Source organism: Amphiplicatus metriothermophilus, assembly GCF_900199215.1.
Lineage (GTDB): Bacteria > Pseudomonadota > Alphaproteobacteria > Caulobacterales > Parvularculaceae > Amphiplicatus > Amphiplicatus metriothermophilus.
In genome coordinates, this window is record NZ_FZQA01000002.1 from 170,748 (window position 1) to 194,361 (window position 23,614).

The window sequence follows — 23,614 nt, forward strand, 5'->3', positions numbered from 1 at the left end:
GTTCAACCGAACGCCGGAGAGAATATGAAAGAACGCATCGAACTACGGATCAAGGATCGCAGCCGCGCGCAGCGCGGCGTGACCCTCATCGAGCTTCTCGTGGTGCTCGCCATTCTGACCTTCATTTCGGCGATCGTCGTGGTCAACGTCCTGCCCGAGCGCGACCGCGCCGCGGCGCGCAAGGCCAGAATCGACATCGGCGTAATCGAAAGCGCGCTCGAGCAGTACCGCCTCGACATGATGACCTATCCGAGCACGGAGGAGGGTCTGGACGCGCTGGTCGAGCCTCCGCCGAACGCGCCGCGCGCCGATCAATACCGGCCCGGCGGCTATATCAAGCGCGGCGCGGCGGTCGACCCCTGGGGCAACCCTTATCAGTACCGCTATCCTGGCGAGTACGGCGTGTACGATCTTTTCTCCTACGGCGCGGACGGCGAACCGGGCGGGGAGGGGATCAACGCGGATATCGGCAACTGGACGCCCGAACGCTGATGAGACGGAACGTTCAAAGCGGCCTGACGCTCATCGAGCTGCTGGTCGTGCTGGCGATTCTCGCGCTTACGGCGTCAGTCGTCGTTCTCAATGCGCCGCCGTCGCGTCAGACCGCGCGGGTCGAAGCCGAACGCTTCGCTGCGCGGCTCGATGCGGCGATGGCCTCGTCGCTTACGACAGGCGCGCCTTTGCGCCTTGCGACGACGCCGGCGGGCTATCGCTTTGAGCGCTATGCGGATGGGGGCTGGAACGCGCAGGAGGGCGAGGGTCCCATGGCGCCGCGCGCGCTGCCTCGCGAGGTCGCGCTGGCGTTCGAAACGCAGGACGCGGCGTTCGCCAACGCCGCGCCCGACGAAGCCGGAAAAGCGGAAGCGCCGCGCCGCCTGACGATCGACCCGGTCGGCGTCGGCGACGCTTTCGCCGCGGTATTCTCCGATGGCGAACAGATCTGGCGGGTCGAAATCGATCATGCCGGAACGATTACGGTGACGCGCGATGACCGTTCGTGACGCTGACAGCCAAAAAGGCTTCACCCTCATCGAAGCGCTCGTCGCGCTGGTCGCGCTCGGTCTCGTCGTCGGGGGCGCCCTGGCGTTGATTGCGCAGAACGCCCGTTTCATCGCCGCTGCGGAGGACCGGCTCGTCGCGCAGGCGCTTGCGGATAATCTGATGGTCGAGGCGCTCGCCGCCTCGGCGCCGCTGGAACGCGAGGTGACAAGCGGCGAGACCAGTTTCGCCGGCCGCGACCTGCGCTGGCGGCGCGTCGTGGTAGAGACCGGCGTCGACGACGTCGTGCGCATCGATATCGACGTGCGTCGCCGCAAAGTCGGACAGACGCTCGCCGCGGCGACATCGCTCAAACGGGAGCGATCCTGATGCGGCGCGCGCAAGGCGGATTCACGCTGGTCGAACTTCTGGTCGCGCTATTCATCTTCGCGCTGATCGCCGGCGCGGGCGTCGTCGCCCTGCGCCTTGGGGTCGATGCGCGCGAGCAACTCGACGCGGCCGATCGTCGCCTGCGCGAGATGGAGATCGCGCGCCTCATCGTGAAGGAAGACCTCGCCCAGACGGTCGCTCGCCCCGTTCGCGACGCGTTCGGAGAACGGCTTGGCCCGCCTTTCCTCGGCGGCGTCGAGACCCGCGTCCGTCCGCCGATTGAAGGCGAAAGACTGCTTCTCGCCTTCGTGCGCGGAGGCTGGATCAATCCGGAAAGCGCAGCCCCGCGTTCAAGCCTTCAATATGTCGAGTATCTGGTCAAGGACGACGCATTGATCCGCCGCGTGCGCCCTTATCTCGACGATGCGCGCGGCCAGCCGTCCTTCGAGCGCGTGCTGGTCTCCGGCGTATCGAATGTGGAGATCGCATTCCTCGCAGGGGAGGCCGGCGGCGCGCTCCAATGGGCGGAAGGATGGCCGGCGCCGGGCGGCGCCGGCGGCCTGCCGCGCGCGATGTCGCTTTCCTTCTCGACCGAACGGTTCACGGATTTTCGCCAGCTTTTCTGGGTCGGCGCAGTGGCGACGGGGGAGCGGTCATGAGCCGGCCGATCGTTCCGCATGCGCCGGCGGATCGCGGAAGCGGGCGCCCCTCGAGTTCCGCATTCCGGTCCGGCCAAAAAGGCGCCGCACTGATCGTCGTCCTGCTGCTTGCCGCGACGCTCTCCTTCGTGGCGCTGGCGATCAGCGAACGGACGGTTCTCGCCGCCCAGCGCGCCGTTCACGCGCGCGCGCGCGCCGAGGCGCTCTGGCGCGCCTTCGGCGCCGAGGCGCTCGCGGCGGCGGCGCTGGCGGCTGCGGCGCGCGAGACGCCTGAGCGCATGACGCTCGACGAGCCCTGGATCGAACGCCCGATCGAAGTCCCGATGGAAGGCGGAAGGGCGGTCATCTGGTTCGCCGATGCGGGGCGCTGTTTCAATCTCAATGGGCTCGTGCGCGCTGACGGCGATCAGCTCTACGTCGCGCGCGAGGGCGCCGGCGAAGAACTCGCCGCGCTGCTCGATGCGGCGGGGGCGGGGGCCGGGGAGGCGGCGCGGCTCGCCGTCCTCGTCCAGGACTGGATCGACGCCGACAGCCTTTCCGCGCCGCAGGGGGCGGAAGACGGCTATTATCTCGGTTTGCCGGTCCCGTATCGCACGGGCGGAACGCTCCTTGCGGACGAGACGGAAATGCGCGCTCTCGCCGACATGACGCCTGAGTTTTACGCGTTCGTCCGGCGTTATGCCTGCGCGCTGCCGACCCCCGAACCGTCGCCGCTTAACGTTAACATGTTGCGCGCGGAGGACGCGCCTTTGCTGGTCGGGCTTCTTAAAGGCGCGATCAGTCTCGCCGCGGCGCAGGACGTCGTCGCCGACCGGCCGCCGGGCGGTTATGGCGCGGTTGACGAGTTCTGGAGTCACAGGGCGTTCGAGGACGTCGATGCGACGCAGGATGTCCGCAACCGGGTCGCGATCACGTCGCGTTACATCGCGGCGCGGGCGGAGATAGAGTATGAAGGCGTCGCCAGGGAGGCTCGAATGCTGTTCGAAATTGGCGAGGGCGGCCGCGTAAGGCTGCTGCGCCGCCGGCTGGGGCCCGACGCATGACCGACCTGCTGCTCATGCTTCTGGGCGAGTCTCCGGACGCGCCGCTGCGTTGGGGGCGCGTGCGCGACGGCCGGCTCATTGAGGGCGGCCGGCTTGATGACGCGCGTGGGCTGGCGGCGCTGCAGGATCATGCGGCCGAGGCCTCGCTCGTGGCTGCTCTCCTGCCGGGCGAACAGGTCGCGACGCGCCGGCTCGCCGCGCCGCCGCGCGACGAGAGGAAGCTGCGCGCGGCCGCCGAATTTCTCATCGAGGACGAGCTTGGCGAGCCGATAGCGGATCTCCACGTCGCCGTCGGCGCCGACGCGCGCGGCGCGCTCGCCGTCGCCGTGCGCAGGCGGATCGTCGAGAACTGGCTTGAAGCCTTCGCGGGCGCGGGCATCGGTTGCGCGCTTCTGAGCGCGGATTATCTCGCCCTGCCTCCAGCAGACAACGCAGCCGTCGTCATTTTCGACGGCGCGCGCGTCGTTGCGGCGATGCCGGATGGCGGGTTCGCCGTCGAGACGGCTTTGTTCGAGCGCATCGCTGCGGGCGTTTTTTCCGATGAGGTCGAGCGAATATCCGTGCTCGGAGACGCCGTTCATCGCCGGCTTCTGCCCAGAACTGTCGCGCTCGAATGGCTTGGAGCGAGCGGCGACGCAGCTCTGATTCTCGCTTATGCGCAGGCGATCGCCGAATCGTCGCCGGTCAATCTACGGCAGGGCGCCTATCGCCGCCGCAGGGACTGGCGCGCAGCCTTTGCGCCCTGGCGGCGGGCGGCGGCGCTCGCGGCGGCGTTGGCCGCGCTCCTACTCGTCGCCGGCGTCGCGGACGGACTGCGCGCGCATCGCATCGCCGATCGCTGGAGCGAGGCGGCGAGCGCTGTCCATGCAACGGCATTTCCCGACGCCGTGGGCGAAAATCCGGCCGCCCATGCGCGGCGCGTGCTCGCCGCGGGGGGCGGGCCGTCTTTCCTCGCCCTGTCCGCCCGGTTCGCCGAAGCCGTCGAGGCGACAGGGACGGTTGAAATCGAACGCATAACCTTCGATGCGGCGCGGGGCGACTTCATCGTCAGCGTGCGGAGCCGCTCCGACGCGGACATCGAGGATCTGAAACAGCGGCTGGCGGCGCTCGGAGTGGAGACCCGCGACAGCGGCGGCTACCGGCGGGCCGGCGCGGACTGGGTGGGCGAGTTGGCGGCGAGGATGCGATGACCGCATGGTGGAACGGCCTGACGGCGCGCGAGCGCCTCCTCGTCGCGATCGGCGGCGCCCTGGCGGCGCTTCTGTCGCTCGTCCAGTTCGTCATCGTTCCGGTCGCAGGTTGGCGCGCGGCCGCCCATCGCGAGGCAGAGGCGGCGGAGACGGCTTACCGTCTCGTGGCGGAAGCCGCGGCGCTGGGCGGCGAGGCGCGCGCCGCGCCGGAGGAGGCCGTTCCCATCCGCAACGCCGTGGTTCAGGCCGCGCGGGACAACGGCGTGCCCCTGACCTTTCTCAATCCGCGGCCGGACGGCGATGTGGAGGCGCAGGCGAACGAGGCCGATCCGGAAAATCTTTATCGCATGCTCGCAACGCTCGAGGCCCGTTACGGGGTCGAGATCGTCCGCGCGGATATCGCACGCCTTTCGCCCGACTCTTCCATCGTGCGGGCGCGGATGACCTTTTCGCGATAGGAGCGTCGATTGGCCGTGCAGGATGGACAACGCAGCATGGACCGCGCGCCGCTGAAGCCGGCGCGCCCGCTTGTGTTTCTGGCCGCGGCGGCGTTCGCGATCAGCGTTCTTGCGAACCTGCCGGCCTCGCTCGTTCCGGTGCTGGCCGGATTCGACCGCTATGACGTCGCCTGGCGCAAGGCTGAAGGCTCGCTCTGGCGCGGCCGGATCGAGGGCGTCGTCTATCGCGGAGCGCCGCTGGGCGCGGTTTCGTTCCGCGTGCGACCATTATCGCTGTTGAGCGGCGGGCTCGCCGCCGAGCTTGATTTTCGCGGCGGCGCGCTCGAAGGCGCGACTCGCGCGAGCGTCGGTCTCGGCGGCCGGATCGCGTTCGAGGGCGCCGATCTGGTTTTCGATCTCGGCGCGGCGCGGCGTTATCTGTTTCTCGGCGCGCCGCTCGAAGGTTCGGCGCGGATCGCGCTCGACAAGCTCGTGCTGACGCGCCGCGGCTGTCTCGCAGCCAGAGGCGATCTGTCGACCGACGTGCTGGCGCGCCGCGCGCGGCGGATGGGCGGAGAAGGATTCGTGCTCGCCGGAACGGCGGTCTGCGAGAATCATGAGCTTGTCCTCGATCTTTCGGGCCGCGGCGCGGAGGGCGCGGCGAGCCTCGTCATGCGCGTCCGGCCCGATTACACTTACGCGCTCGAAGCCGCCGTCGAGCCGGCGCGCGCAGATCTTGGGCTGGCGCTGGAGACCTTCGGCTTCGCCCGCGAGGACGGCGTGCTGACATACGGATCGACCGGCGCCATTCTCACGGCCGGCACATAGGGGAAACCGCAATGCTGCGCCGTTATATGATCGCCGCCATGCTCCTCGCCTCGGGCTGCGCCAGCGCGCCTCCCTCGGGGCCGGTCTCGACTGCAGCGCCGTCCGCGGGCGGCGAGGGGATCGCGCTCGGCGCGCTCGCGAACGCCGGCCTCAATCCGGGCGAGTGCGGCATGATTCTGTGGACGCTCGATGAAAACCGCCCGGCGCCGATATTCCGCTACGTCGTCGGCAAGGCCGCGGAGATTTCCGCGAACGGCGCGTTGATTCGCCTTGCGCCGGTCGGAGCCGAAGGCGCGGCTGCGTTCGGCGTGCACGAAAGCCAGACCTTTGAAGCGCCGGATGGGACGACTGCGCATGTCGAGGCGCGTTTCGGCCTTGGATTCGACAGAGGCGTATATCTCGAGCGCGGCCTCGTCCGGGTGGACGCGCCGGACGGCTGGCGCGCCGTCGCGCCGGCGGCGGGAATCGCCGGCTGCAGAGCAAAGTAGCGCCAGGCTGCGCAGTCCGGGCTGATCCGGCGCGCCCGCCGGCGTTTGGCGTCATCCCAGAATGCCGTCGATGCGCCGCTGCGCGATCGGATGATACCGCGCGCGCGCCTCGGCGTAGACGCGCCGCGCGAAATCCTCTCGGCCGTTCTCCTTGAGCGCCGTATACAGAGGATAGATGAACTTGCCGCGCCCGACGCGGTTGAGAAAATCCTCGATCGCCGGCATGGCGGGTTCGTAGCCGCCGGGAATGGCCTTCATGTACCACGCGAAGGCGATCTCGGCATTGGCGCTGTCGGTAAGGCCGAAACGCGCGTCCAGCGCGGCGAATTGCTCCTGCGTCATCGCCTTCGGCAGCGTATTGATGAAATGCAGCCACTCATGCGCGGACCAGCTGGCGACCTCGAGCGCGTCCGCGCCGATCTCGCCGGAAAGCCAGCGCGCCTGTTGCGCGGCAACCTTTTCAAAAGCGTCAGAGACCGGCGTTTCGATGGTCTCAGGCAGGCCCGGCTCATACAGCCACGCGCGCAGCTCGGCTTCGCTCACGGCCTCAGGGTCGTCCGCAAGGAGATTTTCCCTGAGATACGTCTCGAAGTCCTCCGTCGTGATCGACTGGAAGGCGAAATGATCGAAATAGCCGCGAAGGAAGGCGTCGAACGCTTCGCGTCCGAATCGTTCTTCAAGAAACTTCAGAAAGAACGCGCCCTTGACGTAGGCGACCTGCGAAAAGGCGTCGTCGGGATGGGCGAGGTCGGCCGGCAGCTTCAGCTGCGTAAGCGCCGGCCGCTCGGCGTTCGCGACGGTCCGCTTCAAGGAATCGAGATCGAGCGCGCGCTCCATCGTCGCGCGTTCGGGACCGTATAGCGCCTCCATCAGCCGGTTCTCGACATAGGAGGTGAAGCCTTCGTTGAGCCAGGCGTCGCGCCAGGTGGCGTTGGTGACGAGATTGCCCGACCAGGAATGCGCGAGCTCATGCGCGACGACGTTGGTCAGACTCTTGTCGCCGGCGACGAGCGTCGGCGTGAGAAAGGAAAGCCGCGGGTTCTCCATGCCGCCGAAAGGAAAGCTCGGCGGCAGCACGAGCAGATCGTAGCGCCCCCAGCGATAGGGTCCGTAAAGCGCCTCGGCCGCCTCCATCATCCCGGGCGTGTCTTCAAACTCCGCGGCGGCGGCGGCGAGAATGTCATCCTCCGCATAGATCCCGATGCGATCGTCGATCGCCCTGAAGGAAAGATCGCCGACGGCGACGGCGAGCAGATAGGCCGGCACGGGCTGCGGCATGTCGAAGACATACGCGCCGTCGCGGGGCCCTTCGTCCTGCGCCGCGCTCATCAGCGCGACCAGATCGGGCGGCGTCGTCAACCGGGCCGAATAGGTCATGCGCACCGCAGGCGTGTCCTGCACCGGCGCCATGGAGCGCGCGTTGATGGTCTGGTTCTGACTGTACATGAAAGGGTGGACGCCGCCCGCCGTTTGCGCCGGCGAGAGCCATTGCAGGCCCGCCGCGCCGGGGCTGGTGCGATAGGCGACGCGCACGCGTTCGGCGTCCTCCGGCAGCTCGATTTCGAGCCGGGAGCCGAGCGCCGGGTCGTCCTCTCCCAGAATGAAGGAGACATGCCTCCATGTCCCGCCGATTTCGGCCTCGACCGATTCGATTGCGAGATCGTTCGTGTCGAGAACGAGCGTATCGGCTTCCGGATCGAGACGTTTCAGGACGAGCGTCGCGGTTCCCTTAAGCGTCTGCTCGTCGAACAGCACGGCGAGATCGAGGTCGAGATGCGTCGCGCGCACCGCGTCGTAATTGGCGTAGGTGAACGGGTCAGCCCGCTCCGCTTTCGCCGTCTGGGCGTTCTCGCGCGCCGGCGCGGATTCCTGATTCGTGCACGCCGCGAGGAAAAGGGCGAGCGCGCCAGCGACATAACGGAGCGTCATGAGAATCCCCTCGACTATCGACCAAGAACTCCGCCGGGACCCTAAAGCCTCCCCTTGCATGCAGCAAGCCGCTTCGCGACGGCGCGGCCTCGGTTGATGAAGGATGGCCGTTAAGACGGCCGGCTCTTGAAGCGCCGGAGCTTGGACTGCTACGTCATGGCGGCGCGCCTGCGCCTTCCGCCATGCATGGATGGGAAAATGAAATACAGAACGCTCGGCAAGTCCGGTCTGCGCGTTTCCGAAATCGGTCTTGGCTGCTGGCAGTTCGGCGGCGATTTCGGCCCCGTCGGCGAAGAGACGATCGAAGCGATTCTCGACGCGGCTGGCGCGGAAGGCGTTAATTTCTACGACACGGCGGACGTGTACGGCGCCGGCCGCAGCGAAAGTCTGCTGGGGCGACGTTACGCCCGCCGCGCGCAGGAAATGACCATTGCGACGAAGGTCGGGCGCGCGCCGACGATCTATCCCGACAATTACTCTTATGAGGTGGTGCGCGAGAGCATCCTCGCTTCGGCGCGCCGGCTCGATCCTGCGCCGCTTGAGCTTGTGCAGATTCATTGTGCGCCCGCTGAAGAACTGCGCCGCGGCGAAATTTTCGAAATCATGAACCGTCTTCAGGGCGAGGGCCTATTCAGGCGCTGGGGCGCGAGCGTCGAGACCATTGAAGAAGCGAAGATTTGTCTCGAACAGGATGACCTTGTCTCGCTGCAGATCATTTTCAATCTTTTCCGTCAGGACGCCGCATGGGAGCTGTTCCCGCAGGCCGAAGCGGCGAATGTCGGGATCATCGTACGCCTGCCGCTGGCGAGCGGGCTTTTGACAGGGAAGTTCCGGAAGGACTCGACCTTTTCTCCAGAAGACCATCGCAATTACAACCGTGACGGCGCGGCTTTCTCCGTAGGCGAAACATTCTCGGGAATCCTGCTTGAAACGGGCGTCGATCTCGTGGAAGCGCTGCGCGCCTTTGCGCCTGAAGGCTGGGGCATGGCTGACCTCGCCCTGCGCTGGATCCTCGATCACTCCGCCGTCAGCACGGTGATCGCCGGCTGTTCGAAACCGGAACAGGTTCGGTCCAATACGCGCGCCTGCGCGTTGCCGCCGCTGCCTGCCGAAACGCATAAGGCGTTGCGGACGTTTTACGAAACGCGCGTGCGACCGGCGATCCGCTGTCCGATTTAACCCAACTCATGATTCGCCTACGGCGAAAGCGTCCTTGAACCGCTCCCGCAGCGCCTGCTTTTGCACTTTGCCCATCGCATTGCGGGGCAGGGCGTCGATCCAGAAGAAGCGACGGGGACGTTTGAAACGCGCCAGTCGCTCCAGCGCGGCGGCCAGCGCCGCGTCGTCGGGGCGCGGCGCGCCGGTCTGCGGCGCCAGAACCGCGACGACGCCTTCGCCCATGTCAGGGTGCGGAACGCCGATCACGGCGGACTCGGCCACGCCCGGAATCGCATCGAGGATCTGCTCGATCTCCGCGGGATAAATGTTGTAGCCGCCGGCGATGACGAGGTCTTTCGCCCGGCCGACCAGCGACAGGCGCCCTTCCTCGTCGAGCGCGCCGATGTCGCCGGTGACGAACCATGGGCCGCGAAAGGCTTCTTTCGTTTTCTCCGGCTGACGCCAGTAGCCGGCGAAGACGTTCGGGCCTTTCACTTCGACATTGCCCGGCTCGCCCGGGGGCAGCATGACGCCCGTCTCGTCCGTGATGCGCACATAAACGTCCGGCAGCGCGAAGCCCACCGTTCCCGGAATGCGCGCCCCGTCAAGGGGATTCGAGGCGATCATGCCGGCTTCCGACATGCCGTAGCGTTCGAGAATCCGATGGCCCGTGCGCGCCTCGAACGCCTTGAAGGTTTCCGGCGAAAGCGGGGCCGAGCCGGAAACGAACAGGCGAACGCCGGCGCAGTCTTCCGCGCCGAAATCAGGATCGGCCAGCAGTCGCGCATAGAAAGTCGGCACGCCCATCATCACCGTCGCGCGTTTCAGATTCTCGCGCACGGCGGCGACGTCGAAGGCGGGCAGAAAAATGATCTCCGCGCCGTTCAGCATCGCCGTATGCAGCGCGACGAACAGGCCGTGTATGTGGAAGATCGGCAGGGCGTGCAGCAGCGCGTCGCCGGGCCGGAAGCCCCATATCTCGTGCAGGGCAAGCGCGTTCGAGGCGAGATTGCGCTGCGTCAACACCGTGCCCTTCGACCGTCCCGTCGTGCCAGAGGTGTAAAGGATAACAGCCGTATCGTCTTCCGCGCGAGGTTCTATATTCGTATACGGAATGTTATCCTCGGCGCAGTCGATGAGCGTTCCACGTCCGTCGGCGTCGAGCGTCATGATCGCTTTCGTTCCCGCCGCGCGCGCCGCGGGCCTGAACGCGTCTTCCCGCTCGGGCGCGCAGATGAAGACGGCGGGCTCGGCGTCCGTGAGAAAGAAGGCGACCTCTTCGTCCGTATACGCTGTGTTCAGCGGAACGTAGACGAGCCCCGTCCGCAGGGCGGCGAGATACAGCGCGACGTTCTGCGCGCTTTTCTCGACCTGAACGGCGACCCTGTCGCCCGGCCGCGCGCCGCAGGCGAGAAGCGCGCCGGCGATCCGCGCCGACAGGGCGTCGATCATGGCGTAGGTCCAGACCGGCCCGCCGGGGATGGTCAGGCAGGGCGCCTCCATTGGAAAGCGGGCGCGGAGGAGAGAAAAGAAGCCGCCGTCGGTCATGTCGGTCACAGGTCTCGTCCGAAAATCTGGCCTTTGATACGCCATAAAAGTGTATTACACTATAAGCCACTATTTAATCTCGCGATCCAGGAGTCCGCCGATGAAGCCGGTCGGCCAGATGACCCTGACCCTTACCAGCGAACTCGAAGCCTTCGTGCGCGAGGAGGTGCGCCGGGGGGCTTACGCTTCGAGCAGCGAGTATATCCGCGAGCTCGTCCGCGAGCGCTATCGCCGTCAACGCGACAGGGCCGCACGGCTCGAAGCGCTTGATGACGCGCTTGCGCGCGGCCTCGCCGACGCCGAGGCGGGCCGCGCGGCCCCGCTCGACGAGGCGTTCAGGCGGCTTCGCGCGGAACTCGGCCTGCCGAATGAAAGCGGCGAGTAGGTGAAGGTCGTCGTTACTGACGCTGCCTTCGACGATCTCCTTCGCATCGGGCAGGCGATCGCGCAAGACAATCCCGCGAGGGCTGCGACATTTGTTGAGGAGCTTCAAGCGTGCTGCGAAAGGCTCGGCCATGCGCCGCGCGCCTTTCCGCTTCTTCCGGGTCATGAAGAAAGGGGCGTTCGACGCCGTCCGTATAGGGATTATATGATCTTCTATCGGATCGAGGTCGACGCTGTCGAGATTCTCCATGTCATTCACGGCGCGCGGGATTACGAACGCATATTGTTTCCGGAATAGGGGCGCGAAGAAATCGCGCCCCAAGTCCGTTCTTGCGCTTACGCCCACGCCTCCTTGGCCATCAGCTTCCTGGTCTGCTCTTCCGAGCGGCGATGGGCCGGCCGGTCCTTGAGGCCGTTCCAGTAGGCCTCGAACTCGGGGCGCTTCGGCACGGTTCCGAACTGCATCCCCCAGCCGATATGCGAGCCGAGATAGACGTCCGCGGCGGTGAAGCGGTCGCCGGCGACATATTTCCGGCCCTTGAGGTGGTTCGCGAGAGTTTCGATCACCAGCTCATATGTTCCGTAGCCGAACATGCGCTGCCGGTCGGGATCGGGGTCCCAGCCGACGGCGTGGTTGGAAAAGGCGGCCTCCATCGGTCCGGCCGCGAAGAACAGCCAGCGGTAATACGCGCCGCGCTCCTGCGGGATCGGCGCCAGGCCGGCGTCGGGAAAGGCGTCGGCGAGATAGGCGCAGATGGCCGCGCATTCGGTCACCACCGCATCGCCATGCCTGATCGCCGGCACCTTGCCCATCGGGTTGATGGCGAGATAGTCGGGCGCCTTCATCGTGGTCCCGTATTCCAGGACCTCGATGCGGTAGGGCGCGCCGACCTCTTCGAGCATCCAGTGCACGATGCCGCCGCGCGACTGGGGATTGGTGTAGAAGACAAGCTCTTTCGTCATGGCTGTTTCCCTTTCCTTGAGGCGGGGCCGCTGTCCATACGCGACAGCATTGTCAAATTCCGTCAGCAGCGACTGGCGCCATTCCTTCAGCAGCGCCTGCCGGCGCCGGGGATAGCGATCCTTCTCCAGCATCGCCGTCTCGATGCGGTCGGCGCGGAAATGGCGGAAGTCGCGGCGCAGCTCGCACCAGGCGGCGAGCACGCGGGTCGATTCGAAAAAGCCCAGAAGGAACGGCCACACCACGCGCTCGGAGCGCGCGCCTTTCTCGTCGCGATAGACGATCAGAAGCCGGCGTTCGGTCCGGATGGCCTCGCGCAGCAGCGACAGCGCCACCTTTTGCGGGCGCTCCCAGCCCCGGCCGACGAGAAGCGAGGCGTCGTCGAGCCGCCGGCGCAGGTCGTCGGGCAGCACCGCGGCGATCTTCGCCATCGCCTCGCCGGCGGCCCGCGACAGGCTGTCGTCCGTGCGCCGCGCCACCCAGCGCGCGCCCAGCGCTAGGGCCTCGATCTCCTCCTCGGAGAACATCAGCGGCGGCAGCATGAAGCCGGGCTTGAGCACATAGCCGACGCCGGGCTCGCCCTCGATTTCCGCGCCCAGCGCCTGCAGCGCGCCGATGTCGCGGTAAAGCGTGCGCAGGCTGATCCCCATCTCCTGGGCGAGGGACGCGCCGCTCACCGGCCCGCGATGGCGGCGCAGGATCTGGAGAAGCTCGAACAGGCGCTCGGTGCGGGGCATGGGCGGCAGGATAGTAGGTCGTGATGACAGATTTTGACAGCGGGGGACGTCTCGCTTCGCGCCGGCGTTTCGCACGAAACCGAGGGGCGTCGAATCCGGCTGCTTCAGCGGGCGCGCGGCCTGCAGCCCGGTTTCGAACGAAACGCGTTCCGCCGTTTCGCACGATTTCGCCCCCGGGACGCGCGCGTCCGTCCCCGCGCCGGCGCGGGCGGGCGCCGGCTTGAGGCCCGGGCGCGGGGAACGGCGTCATGAGCGGCGTCTCGATCATGCGCCCAGTATGGGGCCGATCGGAAAGTCGGGGATAACTTTCCCCGTTTTTCAACCAAGCGATTGAATTTACTTAGGTTGAACCCCGCATAAAGGCGAAGAAATGCAGGAACGGGCAGGGCGGCGGCGAAAGGGCGCAACGGCGACATCCTTCGCGCGGCGCGCGATCCAACGCGCGATCCAATATGCGAACGACGCGCTCCAGCCCCGCCGTTCCGCCTTTCGCGCCGCGCCCGCCCTTGACCTGACGGCGGTCAGCCGGAAAGAAGGCGGGCCAGACGGCCAGCGAGACGGGTGAGGCGGTGCTCGACGAACAGGCGGCGAAAGCGGCGCGCGGCGACAATTTTCAGGCGGCCCTGTCCGAGGCGATCCAGGCGTCGGCCGACTGGCTCGTCCGGCGCCAGAAGCCTGAAGGCTATTGGGTCGGGCGGCTCGAATCCAATTCCTGCATGGAGGCGGAATGGCGCCTCGCCCTGTGGTTCATGGGGCTCGACGATCATCATCTTTGCCCCCGTCTCGCCGCGAGCCTGCGCGAGAGCCAGAGCGCGGACGGCTCGTGGCGGATCTATCACGGCGCGCCGGCGGGCGACATCAACACGACGGTGGAAGCTTATGCGGCCCTGCGCTGCCACGGCGACGATCCGCACGCGCCCCATATGGCGCGCGCGCGCGCGTGGATCCTGTCGAAGGGCGGGCTTCGCAACGTGCGCGTCTTCACGCGCTACTGGCTGGCGCTGATCGGCGAGTGGCCGTGGGACCGGACGCCGAACCTGCCGCCGGAAGTCATCTGGTTTCCCAACTGGTTCGTCTTCTCGATCTACAATTTCGCGCAATGGGCGCGCGCCACCCTGATGCCGATCGCAGTGCTTTCCGCGCGCCGGCCGACGCGGCCCCTGCCGGCCGAGCGCCGGCTCAACGAGCTTTTTCCCGAAGGGCGCGCGCGCTTCGACTACGAACTGCCGCCCAAGCCCGGCGCCGATTTCTGGGACCGGTTCTTCCGCGCGGCGGACAAGACCCTGCACGCCCTGCAAGGCTTCGGGCGCAAGACCGGCCTTTCCCTCGGCCGCGACGCGGCGATCAAGCGCGCGCTCGAATGGATCATCCGGCATCAGGACGCCGACGGCGTCTGGGGCGGCATCCAGCCGCCCTGGATCTATTCGCTGATGGCGCTGCATACGGAAGGCTATGCGCTCGACCACCCTGTTCTGGCGAAGGGCCTGGCCGCGCTCGACGATCCGCGCTGGCGCGTCGATGTCGGCGAGGCGACGTGGATACAGGCCTCGACGAGTCCGGTCTGGGACACCGAGCTGACCTTGCTCGCCCTCCACGACGCCGATGTCGTCAAGGCGCATGAGGCGGCGGTCGAACGCGCCGTGCAATGGCTGCTCGACCAGCAGGTGCGCCGGCCCGGCGACTGGCGGGTGAAAGTCCCCAATGTCGAGCCCGGCGGCTGGGCCTTCGAGTACAAGAACTACTTCTATCCCGATACGGACGACACGGCCGTGGCGCTGATCGCGCTCGCCCCCTTCCGCGACGATCCGAAATGGAAGGCGAAAGGCCTCGACGAGGCGATCCGCCTGGGCGTCGACTGGCTCATTGGGATGCAGAGCGAATGCGGCGGCTGGGGCGCGTTCGACAAGGACAATGACAAGAAGATCCTGACGAAGATTCCCTTCTGCGATTTCGGCGAGGCGCTCGACCCGCCTTCGGTGGACGTGACCGCCCATGTCATCGAGGCGTTCGGCAAGCTCGGCTACGACAAGACCCATCCGGCGATGAAGCGCGCCCTCGACTGGATGAAGAAAGAGCAGGAGCCGGACGGATCGTGGTTCGGCCGCTGGGGCGTCAATTATGTTTACGGCACGGGCGCGGCGCTGCCCGCGCTCGAGGCGATCGGCGAGGATATGAGCGCGCCCTATGTGCAGCGCGCCTGCGACTGGCTCGTCTCCATGCAACAGGCCGACGGCGGCTGGGGCGAGTCCTGCGCGTCCTATATGGACCCGGCCATGAAAGGGCGGGGGACGCCGACGGCCTCGCAAACCGCCTGGGCGCTCATGGGGCTCGTCGCCGCGAACCGCGCGCAAGACCGCGAGGCGATCCAGAAAGGGCTCGCCTTTCTCGTCGAGCGTCAAAAGAACGGGACCTGGGAGGAGCCTGAGTATACGGGCACGGGTTTTCCCGGCTACGGCGTCGGCCAGACCATCAAGCTCGGCGATCCTCTGCTTGCGGAGCGTCTGAAGCAGGGGCCGGAGCTCTCGCGCGCCTTCATGATCAACTACAATCTCTATCGCCATTACTTCCCGCTGATGGCGATGGGCCGGGCGCGACGCCTGCTGGGCGCGTAGAACGAAAAACGCGGCGCCCCTGGTTGCTCGCAGGGCGCCGCGAGGATCGGCGCGGGAATAATATGTCGGCTTACGTCGCGGTCTCGTCAAGCACGTGAACGCCGTGGGTGACCGCGCCGCCCGCGCGCAGCACGGCGGCGACGAACACGACTTCGGCGAGCTCGCCCTGCGTGGCGCCGGCCGCGATCGCGGCCTTCTTGTGGATCTCGATGCAGTAGGGGCACTGCGTGGTCAGCGCGACGGCGACGGCCATCAGCTCCTTGTATTTTTTCGGAATGGCGCCGTCGGCGAGCGCGCCTTGTCGAAAGCCATGAAGGCGCTCATCGCTTCGCCGGCGTGCTCGTTATACAGGCCGAGTTTCTGCATGTTTTTCATGTCGTACATGGCTGATTCATCCTTTTTTCAGAGGTTGCGGGAGGGTGACTGTCGCGCTGTTTGGCCAAGACGAAGCTTTATCTTCGTCTTCGTCAGCGCCTTGCTACTCTGTATACGAATAATAGAGGTTGCGAGACTGCCGTGGAACAGGCGTCAGGCGGAAAAGCCGTTATGGACGACTTCCAGCTTGTTGCCGAAAGGATCGCGCACATAGGCCATATAGGCGCCCGGATCGCCGGGAAAGCCTCGCCGCTCGCCCGGCGCGCCTTCACACATCCCGCCGAGCGAAAGGGCGACCCTGTGAAAGGCGTCCACGGCTTCGCGGCTTTCCGCCGCGAAAGAGACGTGCGCGCCGTTCCCCCAGGTCGCCGGCCGTTTGTCATAAGGCGACATCGCCAGAAACTGCGGCGCGTCGACGCCGTAGGCGACAAAAGCGTGGTTCGCGGCGAGCCGTCTGACGCCGATCGTTCCCAAGACCGGATCGTAAAAGCGGGCCGCTTCCTCAAGATCGCCGACGCCGACGCTCAAATGATCGATGATGTTCTTCACCTCGTCCTCTCCGGATTCGAAGCTGTATCCGTCAGCGCCGCCGATGCGACGCCTCGGTTTTCAATATGATCTGGACCGGCGTTTCGCCATGCGATCCGTAGAAAGATGAACGACGCGTTCTGATTTGCGTACTGACAGCGCATTTGCGCGCCAGTCAGCCCCGCTCTGTTCGCCGTCAGGCCGCTTCGGCGGCGACGGCCGTTTTCTGATAACGGCCAGGCCCGACGCCGAAATGTTTCTTGAACGCCCTTATGAAAGCGCCGACGGATTGATACCCCACGGCCGGCGCGATGCGCGCGAGATTCGCGTCGCGCCGCGTCAGCATTCGCGATGCGAGCTCCATGCGCCATTGCGTAAGATACTGGATCGGCGAACAGCCGATCCGTTCGCGCATGCGCTCGGAAAACACGGTGCGCGACATGCCCGCCTCGCTCGCCAGCGCCTCCACGGTCCAGTCGCGATCGGGGGCCTGATGGATCGCCGACAGGGCGCGCGCAAGCTGCGGGTCGCGCAGGCCGGCGAGAAGGCCGACATCCGTTTGCCGCGCATGATGGCGCATGGTCTGGATGAAGAGGATTTCGGAAAGGCGGTTGATGATCGCATCCGCCCCCGGCGCGCGCTCATGAACCTCATGGGTGATGAACTTCATCGCCTCGTCTATCCAGCCGTAATTCAGGGACTGGAAGCCTTTCACATGGATGTAGGGCGGCAGCGCGCCGAGCAGAAGCCGGCCTGCGTTCGGATCGAAAGCGAAGTGCCCGCACACGAGACAGGCGGGCGAGGCGCGGTCCGGTCCGCCGTAAACGAGCGCGCCGGCTCCCTTGAAGCCGGCGCGCTGGACGACTTCATCGACCAGCATGGCGGGCCTGTCCGGCTCGTCGCTGAGGCGATGCTCCCTGCCGTGCGGAATGACGATCAGGTCGCCCGCGGCGAGCCGAACCGCATCGCCCGCCCCGGCGACGCGAACCCAGCACTGGCCGCGCGTGACGAGATGGAATCGCGCCACGCTCGCATAATCCGGCACGCACACGCCCCAGGGCGGCGAAAACTCCGTCCGGAAATAAAGGCTGCCTTGCAGCTTCACGATGTTCAGAATGTCGCTGAGAACGTCCATGTCGGGTCCCGCGCAGGCGCGGCGCGCATTATGGACGGCTCATCCGCCATGGAAAGCCGTCACGGACGATCTGCGCATTTTTCCGGTCAGACGGCGGATTCAGCGCGTTCATAAGTTTTGAGACGGACGAACCCCGCAGCTTCCTGGTGCAGGTCGCGTTCAGGCGCGCGGCCCCGCGCCGGGCCGCTCGTCGCGGCGCGCTCACGGCGCATAACTTTTCCGTGAAGCGGCGGAGGTCGCGTTTAATTCTTTCGCCTCCCCGCTCGCAACGCCGTCGATCCAGGTTTCTCGCACGACGAGATCGTCGTCGAAAGCGACGAGGCTGGCGCGCCAGCCCGGCGCGATCCGGCCGAGTTCGCCGTCGAGGCCGAGAAACGCCGCCGGATGACGCGAGGCCATGCGCGTCGCCTCGGCGAGGCTCAGGCCCATCAGCGCGGCGGCGTTGCGCACGGCGCGCGCCATTTCGAGATCGGAGCCGGCGAGCGTGCCGTTCTCCGCCACGCACACTCCGTCCTCGACCGTAATGAGCCGGCCCTGCAGTCGGAAAGCCTTTTCCTTCATGCCGACCGTCGGCATGGCGTCGGTGACGAGCATCAGCCTGTCGAGCGGCTTGCACTTGAGCGCGACCTTCAGGACGGCGGGCGCCACGTGCCGGCCGTCGACGATGAGCCCGCACCAGCTGTTCGGGTCTTCGAGCGCCGCGCCGACGACGCCGGGCTCGCGGCTCGTCATCGGCGACATCGCGTTGAAGAGATGGGTGAAGCCGGTCACGCCCGCCGCGAGCGCGCCTTTCGTCACGTCATAGGTCGCGTCCGTATGGCCGGCCGAGACGATGACGCCCGCCGCGACAAGCCGGCGGATGAGCTCGGGCGGGGCGTTTTCCGGCGCGAGCGTGACGAGCGTTCTGCCGCGCTTCAGCGCGGTCAGAAGCGGCAGGTGCCCGGCTTCGAGCCGGCGGAACTTGGACGGATCGTGCACGCCCTTTTTGTCCGTGCTCAGAAAAGGGCCTTCGATGTGAATCCCGAGAACGCCGGGAACGCCTTCGGCGATGGCGGCGTCGACCGCCGCGACGGCCTCGGCGATGACGTCGAGCTCGTCGCTGATGAGCGTCGGCAGAAAGCCGGTCGTGCCGAAACGCCGGTGCGCCGCGCCGATCTCGCGAATGGTCTCGACATCCGGCGATTCGTTGAACAATCGTCCGTTCCCGCCGTTCACCTGAACGTCGATGAAGCCGGGTGCGAGGATCGCGCCGTCGAGATCGAAGCGCCGCCCGCCCGCGGGCGCTTCCTCGCGCGGGACGATCGCGGCGATGCGCGCGCCTTCGAGAACCAGCGCATGGCCTTCGATCATGCCCTGGTCGGCGAGGATGCGCGCGTTTGTCAGAACGGATTGCATCAGATCGTCTCGGTGACTTTGGCGAGATTGGGCGGGCGGTCCGGATCGAGGCCGCGCAGGGCCGCGAGCAGGTTCGCGGCTTTGTAAAAGCTCGCGATCTGGAGGATCGGCTGCAGGGCGGGCGGGGCGGCGATCTCCGGCAGGGCGCGCCCGCCCGGCGGCGGGGCGACGCCGGCGGCGAAAATCTGCGCGCCGAAGCGGGCGAGCTTGTCGAGGGTCGCGGCGTAGGCGGGCAGGGTCTCGTCGTCCTGCGCGAGAGCGAGGATCGGAAAGCCCTCGCGCACCAGCGCGGCCGGACCGTGCAGCGCCTCGGCGGCGCTGTAGGCCTCGGCGTGGAGCCGGCAGGTTTCTTTCAGCTTGAGCGCGGCCTCCTGCGCCGCGCCGAGGCCGAGCCCGCGGCCCAGCACGAAAGCGCTCGTCGCGGTCTCGAGCGTCTCGGCCAGCGGCGACCAGTCGAGCGCCCAGGCGCGCCCGAGCGCTTCGGGCAGGCGCGCGAGCGCGGCGAGCATCTCCGCGTCGCCGGTCCAGCGCGCGACCAGCATCGCGACCGCCGCCAGCGACGCGATGCAGGATTTCGTCGCCGCGACGCTGCGCTCCGGCCCGGCGCAAAGGGGAATGAGCTCGTCGGCGAGCCGGGCGAGGGGGGACTCCGCGTCGTTGACGAACGCGACGAGCAGCGCGCCCGATTCTTTCAGGTTTCGCGCCGCATGCAGAATATCCGGGCTCCGGCCGGACTGCGAGATCGCGAGGGCGAGCGCGCCCTGCGCGGGCGCCGGCGCGAGGTATACGGACGAGACCGATGGCGCGCAGGAGGCGCAGATCGCATAGGCGCGCGTCTCGATGAGATACTTCGCATAGGTCGCGGCGTGGTCGGAGCTGCCGCGCGCGCAGGTGACGACGAGACGCGGGCCGGCTTCGCGCAGCCGGACGCCCAGCCGCTCGAAGGCGCGCGCCTGGCTGTCGTAAAGGCGCGCGACGGCTTCGCCCGCTTCGGCGGCTTCGGCGTGCATGAGGGCGGCGGTCGGATCGCGACGCATGCGGCGCAAACTCCTCTCGGTTCAGGTGGAAAGGCTGAGCTCGGCGACGAAATCATAGGCGTCGCCGCGATAATAGGACTGCGTGATCTCGACCGTGCGCCCGTCGCGTGCGAAGCCGCGCCGCTCGATCAAGAGGCCGGCCGCGCCCGCCGGCGTGCCGAGCAGCTCGGCCTGCTCGGCGGTGAAGTTGACCGCGCGCAGCCTTTGCAGCGCGCGCGTCGGCCGGCAGCCGGTCTCTTCAAGCGCGGCGTAAAGCGAGGTCTTCACCGCGTTCGCCGAGCGCAGGCAGAAAGCCGGAATGGTCGAATATTCAAGCGCCATCGGCGTGTCGTCGGCGAAGCGAATGCGATGGAAGCGATAGACCGGCGAGCCGGGGCTCAGGCCCAGCATCAGCGATTCCTGCGGCGTGACGGTCCCTTGCGACCGGTTGAGCCATTCGCTGCGCACGGTTCGCCCGCGCGCGCGCATATCCTCCGTAAACGAAGAAAGCTTGGCGAAGCTCTTCTCCACGCGGCCAGCCACGAAGGTGCCGGCGCCGTGGCGGCGCGTGAGCACGCCCTCGTCGACAAGCCCGTCGATCGCCTTGCGCACCGTCACCCGCGACAGCGCAAAGCGCGCCGCGAGCTCGCGCTCGGCCGGCAGCGCGTCGTTGGGCTCCCAGACGTTCTCGTCGATCGCCCGGCGGATGGCGCGCTGCAGGCGCAGATAAAGCGGAGCCGCGCTGTCCGCCGAGAGGTATTCTCCGATTTTTTCGTATGAATTCATGCTTGCGCTCGACGGATCGGCGATGGGGACAGGCGACGGGCGGGGAATCCTAAGCCACACTTTTCCGCGGAAGGCAATACCACTTTCAAAAATATGTCATAAAGGTATCTAAGTGGTATTTGTTTGGCGCGACCTCTCTTGATTAACTCCCCCTATCGCGGCGCGGCTCGCGGCCGCCGGGTTCCGGCGCGCCGGCGCAATGGCCGCCGGAGGGGATGAAAGTCAGGGAGGACGACATGACTGGCATGAAATGGATGCTGACAGGCGCGGCGAGCCTTGCGGCGCTGGCGGCGGGCGCCCCGGCGTCGCCGGCCTTCGCGCAGGACGAGGCGGCGTCGGACGAAATCGTGGTGCGCGGCATCCGCCGTTCGCTGCAGGAATCGCTCGAGACGAAGCGCAACGCCGACACCCTGGTCGATGCGGTGACGGCGGAAGACATAGGCAAGTTTCCCGACAAGAACGTCGCCGAATCCTTGAGTCGCGTGCCGGGCGTCGTGATCAATCGCGAGTTCGGCGAAGGCGAGCGGGTCTCGCTGCGCGGCCTCGCGCCAAACCAGACCAAGACGCTGTTGAACGGTCATGCGGTGGCGACGGCGGACTGGTTCGTTCTCGATCAGCTGTCGGCGACGCGGAACTTCAACTACCTCGTCCTGCCGTCGGAGATCGTCGGCCAGCTTCAGGTCCATAAAAGTCCGCGTGCGGATATGGAGGAAGGCGGCATCGGCGGCGCGGTGAACGTCATCACCCGAAAGCCGCTCGATCTGCGCCCGTTCGAAGCGGCGCTGACGGCCGAAGCGGCCTATACGGCCCGCTCCGATTCCGTGGACCCGCAGATCTCCGGCATTCTGAGCTGGAAGAACGAGTCTGAAACGTTCGGAATCCTCGCCGCCGGCGTCTTCCAGCAGCGCGCGGTGCGCCGCGACGGCTTCGAGATTCTCGGCTACGATCCGGGTCTCGATCCGGCGGGACTCGATCGGCAGGTCCCGACGCTGATCGGCTCGGCGCTCTTCCAGCAGGAGCGCGAGCGCAAGGGCGGCAATGTCGAAATCCAGTTCCGGCCGAGCGACGCGCTGGAGGTCAACATCAGCGGCCTGTGGACGCGCTTCGGCGCCGACAACGTCAACGCCAACTATCTCGCCTGGGCGTCGAACGCCCTCGGCGCCGGCGCGGGGCTGACGGGCGAGACGGTGATCGAAGACACGATCGTCGCCGGGACGATCGCCAATCCCGGCCCGGGCGGGCGCGGCGCTGTCTACGACACGATTTCGCGCATCGCCCACGCCGAAACCCGGCTCCTGGCCGGCGACGTCGTCTACAGCCCGAACGAGGACTGGAGTCTGCATCTGAAGGTCGGCTACACGGACGCCGAAGGCGACACCGACAGCCAGCCCTTCGTCGAATTCGCCGCGCCGACGGGCGTCGTCTTCGATCTTACCGGCGCCGCGCCGCGGGTCAGTTTCCCGGACATCGATCCGACAGATCCGAACGACATGCTGTTCGATTTCGCATCGAACCATCAGATCACGAACGACGACAGCGAGTTCTTCGTCTACGCCGATGCGGAAAAGGCGGTCGACGCCGGCGCGTTTCGCACGCTGAAGTTCGGCGTCAAGTTCACCGATCATGAACGCCGGACTGACTTTCAGGCGACCACCTTCGGCGGCTTTTTCCTGCCGTTTCTGGCGACGGGCTGCAATGGCGGGCCGTGCGACGCGGCTTTCTTCAGCCCGGGCGGCACGCCGGACGATTTCCTGAAGAACATCGCCGTTTCGGGCTCGCTCACGGATTTCTTCCTGCCCGATCAGGATATCATCAACGACGCGATCCTCAGCTTCGGGCCGGCCTTCGACCGTATTCCGCTTTACTCGGAGATTTTCTCCGTCGAGGAGAAAACCTATGGCGGCTACGTCATGGGCGATCTCGAAGGCGACCGCTGGCGCGGCAATATCGGCGTGCGCGTCGTCGCCACGGATCAGACGTCGAGCGGCTTCATTCAGAACGCCACCGGCCCCGGCCAGGTGTCCAACGCCTTCGGCGTGTTTCTGCCGGTGACGGAGAAGCGGTCCTATACGGACATTCTGCCGAGCGCGAATTTCGTCTATGACGTGACGGACACGTTCCTTGTACGGATCGCGGCGGCGCGCACGCTCACGCGGCCGGACTTCACCGACATCGCGCCGCGGGTGACGCTCAATCCCGGCGCGCTCACGGGATCGGGCGGCAATCCGGACGTCAAGCCGTTCCGCGCGAACCAGTACGACGTGTCGCTCGAATGGTATCCGCGCGAGAACACGTTGCTGGCGCTCGCCTTCTACTACAAGGACATCCTCAATTTCGTGACCAGCACCATCACCGAGGAAGTGTTCCCCATCGAAACGCAGACGCCGAACCTGTCGCGCTGCACGCCGGCGGGCGGCTCCAACCCGGATCTGTTCAACTGCGAATTCGCCATCAACCGGCGGGCGAGCGGCGGCGGCGGCCGGGTGCAGGGCATCGAAGCGATCGCCCAGACGCCGCTGGGTCACGGCTTCGGGGTGCGCCTCAACTACAGCTTCTCCGACGCCGAGGCGGAGAACGGCGATCCCATTCCGGGCAATTCGCGGCACGCCTTCCAGGCGAGCGGCTATTTCGAGAACGAATGGCTCAGCGCGCAGCTTTCCTATAACTGGCGCGATGAGTTTTTCATCACCTTCGATCGGGCCTCGCCGCTCAATCAGAAGGCGCTCGCCTCGCTCGACGCGTCGATGAGCGTTCAGGTGACGGATTATGCGGCGCTGACGTTCAACGCCGTCAATCTCACCAATGAGAAGATCGAGCAGTTCGCCGGCGAGACGTTCCGGCCGCGCGCGATCTACGACAACGGGCGTTACTTCTTCGGCGGCGTGCGCCTGGCGTTCTAGGCGGCCGCGGCGCGGCGTTTCCTCCCCCGGCGGGGCTTCGGCGCCGGTTTCTCGGCGCGCGAAGCTCCGCTCGGGACCGCGGGCGGCGGCTTGACGGCGCGCCGGGCGCGCCCATGATGCGGTCGAGCTTGCCGCGG

22 protein-coding genes and 1 pseudogene are annotated in these 23,614 nt (G+C 66.9%); 14 read left to right on the top strand and 9 right to left on the bottom strand.

What is annotated here, in order from left to right:
* The first annotated feature begins 24 nt into the window (after window positions 1–24).
* Genes gspG through CHB64_RS05560 form a run of 9 tightly spaced genes read left to right on the top strand, consistent with a single transcriptional unit; the run spans window position 25 to window position 6,013 of the window.
* Complete coding sequence (gene gspG / locus CHB64_RS05520) at window positions 25–492, top strand: type II secretion system major pseudopilin GspG (RefSeq protein ID WP_089411616.1); 468 nt, start codon at window positions 25–27, stop codon at window positions 490–492.
* Window positions 492–1,001, top strand: a complete 510-nt coding sequence (locus tag CHB64_RS05525) for a prepilin-type N-terminal cleavage/methylation domain-containing protein (protein WP_089411617.1) — start codon at window positions 492–494, stop codon at window positions 999–1,001. Before gspG ends, CHB64_RS05525 begins: the two co-directional genes overlap by 1 nt.
* Window positions 988–1,368: a type II secretion system minor pseudopilin GspI gene (gene gspI / locus CHB64_RS05530; RefSeq protein WP_089411618.1), complete on the top strand. Its 381-nt coding sequence runs from the start codon at window positions 988–990 to the stop codon at window positions 1,366–1,368. The genes CHB64_RS05525 and gspI overlap by 14 nt, the downstream gene beginning before the upstream one ends.
* Complete coding sequence (gspJ, locus tag CHB64_RS05535) at window positions 1,368–2,027, top strand: type II secretion system minor pseudopilin GspJ (protein WP_089411619.1); 660 nt, start codon at window positions 1,368–1,370, stop codon at window positions 2,025–2,027. Before gspI ends, gspJ begins: the two co-directional genes overlap by 1 nt.
* Window positions 2,024–3,070, top strand: a complete 1,047-nt coding sequence (gspK, locus tag CHB64_RS05540) for a type II secretion system minor pseudopilin GspK (protein WP_159462423.1) — start codon at window positions 2,024–2,026, stop codon at window positions 3,068–3,070. The genes gspJ and gspK overlap by 4 nt, the downstream gene beginning before the upstream one ends.
* Window positions 3,067–4,260, top strand: coding sequence for a type II secretion system protein GspL (gene gspL / locus CHB64_RS05545; protein ID WP_089411621.1), 1,194 nt, complete (start codon window positions 3,067–3,069; stop codon window positions 4,258–4,260). Before gspK ends, gspL begins: the two co-directional genes overlap by 4 nt.
* Window positions 4,257–4,718 carry a type II secretion system protein GspM gene (gene gspM / locus CHB64_RS05550; protein WP_089411622.1) on the top strand — a complete coding sequence of 154 codons (462 nt, stop codon included), beginning with the start codon at window positions 4,257–4,259 and terminating at the stop codon, window positions 4,716–4,718. The genes gspL and gspM overlap by 4 nt, the downstream gene beginning before the upstream one ends.
* Window positions 4,719–4,754: 36 nt before the next feature.
* A complete protein-coding gene (gspN, locus tag CHB64_RS05555; RefSeq protein WP_089411623.1) occupies window positions 4,755–5,525 on the top strand; it encodes a type II secretion system protein N in 771 nt (256 codons plus the stop codon).
* Between the two features lie 11 nt (window positions 5,526–5,536).
* Window positions 5,537–6,013: a hypothetical protein gene (locus CHB64_RS05560; RefSeq protein WP_089411624.1), complete on the top strand. Its 477-nt coding sequence runs from the start codon at window positions 5,537–5,539 to the stop codon at window positions 6,011–6,013.
* A 51-nt stretch (window positions 6,014–6,064) separates the two neighbouring features.
* Here CHB64_RS05560 and CHB64_RS05565 read toward each other — a convergent pair whose 3' ends face one another.
* Window positions 6,065–7,942, bottom strand: coding sequence for a M1 family metallopeptidase (locus tag CHB64_RS05565; protein ID WP_089411625.1), 1,878 nt, complete (start codon window positions 7,940–7,942; stop codon window positions 6,065–6,067).
* Between the two features lie 198 nt (window positions 7,943–8,140).
* On the opposite strand from CHB64_RS05565, the gene CHB64_RS05570 reads away from it, so the two are divergent.
* The gene (locus CHB64_RS05570; protein ID WP_089412000.1) at window positions 8,141–9,121 is read left to right on the top strand and encodes an aldo/keto reductase; all 981 of its coding nucleotides are present in this window, start codon (window positions 8,141–8,143) and stop codon (window positions 9,119–9,121) included.
* 6 nt (window positions 9,122–9,127) lie between these two features.
* Here CHB64_RS05570 and CHB64_RS05575 read toward each other — a convergent pair whose 3' ends face one another.
* A complete protein-coding gene (locus tag CHB64_RS05575) occupies window positions 9,128–10,648 on the bottom strand; it encodes an AMP-binding protein (protein ID WP_089411626.1) in 1,521 nt (506 codons plus the stop codon).
* A 100-nt stretch (window positions 10,649–10,748) separates the two neighbouring features.
* Between CHB64_RS05575 and CHB64_RS05580 the strand changes: the two genes are divergently transcribed.
* Together CHB64_RS05580 and CHB64_RS05585 are read left to right on the top strand one after the other, a co-directional pair.
* Window positions 10,749–11,033: a type II toxin-antitoxin system ParD family antitoxin gene (locus tag CHB64_RS05580; protein ID WP_089411627.1), complete on the top strand. Its 285-nt coding sequence runs from the start codon at window positions 10,749–10,751 to the stop codon at window positions 11,031–11,033.
* Entirely contained in the window at window positions 11,034–11,330 is a 297-nt protein-coding gene (locus CHB64_RS05585; protein WP_089411628.1) for a type II toxin-antitoxin system RelE/ParE family toxin, read from the top strand.
* Window positions 11,331–11,368: 38 nt separating this feature from the next.
* On the opposite strand, the gene CHB64_RS05590 is transcribed toward CHB64_RS05585, so the two are convergent.
* Window positions 11,369–12,730, bottom strand: coding sequence for an HTH domain-containing protein (locus CHB64_RS05590; RefSeq protein WP_089411629.1), 1,362 nt, complete (start codon window positions 12,728–12,730; stop codon window positions 11,369–11,371).
* A 569-nt stretch (window positions 12,731–13,299) separates the two neighbouring features.
* On the opposite strand from CHB64_RS05590, the gene shc reads away from it, so the two are divergent.
* Window positions 13,300–15,342, top strand: coding sequence for a squalene--hopene cyclase (shc, locus tag CHB64_RS05600; protein ID WP_089411631.1), 2,043 nt, complete (start codon window positions 13,300–13,302; stop codon window positions 15,340–15,342).
* A gap of 70 nt (window positions 15,343–15,412) precedes the next feature.
* Here shc and CHB64_RS05605 read toward each other — a convergent pair.
* From CHB64_RS05605 to CHB64_RS05630, 6 genes and pseudogenes are all read right to left on the bottom strand, one after another.
* A pseudogene (locus tag CHB64_RS05605) lies at window positions 15,413–15,726 on the bottom strand (carboxymuconolactone decarboxylase family protein).
* 144 nt (window positions 15,727–15,870) lie between these two features.
* Window positions 15,871–16,266: a VOC family protein gene (locus CHB64_RS05610; protein ID WP_089411632.1), complete on the bottom strand. Its 396-nt coding sequence runs from the start codon at window positions 16,264–16,266 to the stop codon at window positions 15,871–15,873.
* Between the two features lie 175 nt (window positions 16,267–16,441).
* A complete protein-coding gene (locus CHB64_RS05615) occupies window positions 16,442–17,380 on the bottom strand; it encodes an AraC family transcriptional regulator (RefSeq protein WP_089411633.1) in 939 nt (312 codons plus the stop codon).
* 201 nt (window positions 17,381–17,581) lie between these two features.
* On the bottom strand, window positions 17,582–18,775 hold the full coding sequence (gene nagA, locus CHB64_RS05620) for an N-acetylglucosamine-6-phosphate deacetylase (RefSeq protein ID WP_089411634.1): 1,194 nt from the start codon (window positions 18,773–18,775) through the stop codon (window positions 17,582–17,584).
* Window positions 18,775–19,812, bottom strand: a complete 1,038-nt coding sequence (locus CHB64_RS05625; protein WP_200815239.1) for an SIS domain-containing protein — start codon at window positions 19,810–19,812, stop codon at window positions 18,775–18,777. Before CHB64_RS05625 ends, nagA begins: the two co-directional genes overlap by 1 nt.
* 21 nt (window positions 19,813–19,833) lie before the next feature.
* Window positions 19,834–20,577 (bottom strand): GntR family transcriptional regulator, encoded by a 744-nt coding sequence (locus CHB64_RS05630; protein WP_089411635.1) that lies wholly within the window; start codon window positions 20,575–20,577, stop codon window positions 19,834–19,836.
* A gap of 236 nt (window positions 20,578–20,813) precedes the next feature.
* Between CHB64_RS05630 and CHB64_RS05635 the strand changes: the two genes are divergently transcribed.
* Window positions 20,814–23,477, top strand: coding sequence for a TonB-dependent receptor (locus tag CHB64_RS05635; protein ID WP_200815240.1), 2,664 nt, complete (start codon window positions 20,814–20,816; stop codon window positions 23,475–23,477).
* Window positions 23,478–23,614 lie beyond the last annotated feature (137 nt).

Excerpts from the sequence above, each read along its gene's own strand:
- CHB64_RS05570 (WP_089412000.1), top strand. The coding sequence starts at position 8,141 with ATGAAATACAGAACGCTCGGCAAGTCCGGTCTGCGCGTTTCCGAAATC.
- CHB64_RS05575 (WP_089411626.1), bottom strand. The coding sequence starts at position 10,648 with ATGACCGACGGCGGCTTCTTTTCTCTCCTCCGCGCCCGCTTTCCAATG.
- CHB64_RS05630 (WP_089411635.1), bottom strand. The coding sequence starts at position 20,577 with ATGAATTCATACGAAAAAATCGGAGAATACCTCTCGGCGGACAGCGCG.
- gspL (WP_089411621.1), top strand. The coding sequence starts at position 3,067 with ATGACCGACCTGCTGCTCATGCTTCTGGGCGAGTCTCCGGACGCGCCG.
- gspN (WP_089411623.1), top strand. The coding sequence starts at position 4,755 with ATGGACCGCGCGCCGCTGAAGCCGGCGCGCCCGCTTGTGTTTCTGGCC.
- nagA (WP_089411634.1), bottom strand. The coding sequence starts at position 18,775 with ATGCAATCCGTTCTGACAAACGCGCGCATCCTCGCCGACCAGGGCATG.
- CHB64_RS05560 (WP_089411624.1), top strand. The coding sequence starts at position 5,537 with ATGCTGCGCCGTTATATGATCGCCGCCATGCTCCTCGCCTCGGGCTGC.
- CHB64_RS05580 (WP_089411627.1), top strand. The coding sequence starts at position 10,749 with ATGAAGCCGGTCGGCCAGATGACCCTGACCCTTACCAGCGAACTCGAA.
- gspK (WP_159462423.1), top strand. The coding sequence starts at position 2,024 with ATGAGCCGGCCGATCGTTCCGCATGCGCCGGCGGATCGCGGAAGCGGG.
- CHB64_RS05615 (WP_089411633.1), bottom strand. The coding sequence starts at position 17,380 with ATGGACGTTCTCAGCGACATTCTGAACATCGTGAAGCTGCAAGGCAGC.
- CHB64_RS05590 (WP_089411629.1), bottom strand. The coding sequence starts at position 12,730 with ATGCCCCGCACCGAGCGCCTGTTCGAGCTTCTCCAGATCCTGCGCCGC.
- CHB64_RS05625 (WP_200815239.1), bottom strand. The coding sequence starts at position 19,812 with ATGCGTCGCGATCCGACCGCCGCCCTCATGCACGCCGAAGCCGCCGAA.
- gspI (WP_089411618.1), top strand. The coding sequence starts at position 988 with ATGACCGTTCGTGACGCTGACAGCCAAAAAGGCTTCACCCTCATCGAA.
- CHB64_RS05565 (WP_089411625.1), bottom strand. The coding sequence starts at position 7,942 with ATGACGCTCCGTTATGTCGCTGGCGCGCTCGCCCTTTTCCTCGCGGCG.
- gspJ (WP_089411619.1), top strand. The coding sequence starts at position 1,368 with ATGCGGCGCGCGCAAGGCGGATTCACGCTGGTCGAACTTCTGGTCGCG.
- CHB64_RS05635 (WP_200815240.1), top strand. The coding sequence starts at position 20,814 with ATGACTGGCATGAAATGGATGCTGACAGGCGCGGCGAGCCTTGCGGCG.
- gspG (WP_089411616.1), top strand. The coding sequence starts at position 25 with ATGAAAGAACGCATCGAACTACGGATCAAGGATCGCAGCCGCGCGCAG.
- gspM (WP_089411622.1), top strand. The coding sequence starts at position 4,257 with ATGACCGCATGGTGGAACGGCCTGACGGCGCGCGAGCGCCTCCTCGTC.
- CHB64_RS05525 (WP_089411617.1), top strand. The coding sequence starts at position 492 with ATGAGACGGAACGTTCAAAGCGGCCTGACGCTCATCGAGCTGCTGGTC.